The sequence below is a fragment of the Vibrio sp. 10N.222.55.C6 genome (genome assembly GCF_041473395.1).
GTDB classification, from domain to species: Bacteria; Pseudomonadota; Gammaproteobacteria; order Enterobacterales; family Vibrionaceae; genus Vibrio; species Vibrio crassostreae_C.
Genome location: NZ_JBFRSD010001201.1, coordinates 1 through 235 on the forward strand (window position 1 = coordinate 1; position 235 = coordinate 235).

Below are 235 nucleotides of genomic sequence, written 5' to 3' on the forward strand. Positions count from 1 at the left end.
CCTGCCGATAAATTCGATATGCACAATTGGAAAATAACTATACCTTCAGATATCAATGAAGATGGTCGTGTTGACGAAATCGAAGGGGTGGCAATGATGAGCTACTCACACAGCGATTTCTTCCACCTTGATAAAGACGGTAATCTCGTCTTTGAAGTACAAAACCAAGCTATTACCACGAAGAACTCGAAAAACGCACGCTCTGAGTTACGCCAGATGCCACGCGGTGCTGATT

General features: G+C 43.8%; 1 protein-coding gene. It reads left to right on the top strand.

The genetic code is table 11. The features are described 5' to 3' along the window. The coding region (locus tag AB4486_RS28180) for a polysaccharide lyase family 7 protein (RefSeq protein ID WP_372120126.1) at nucleotides 1-235 on the top strand (235 nt) is incomplete at both ends.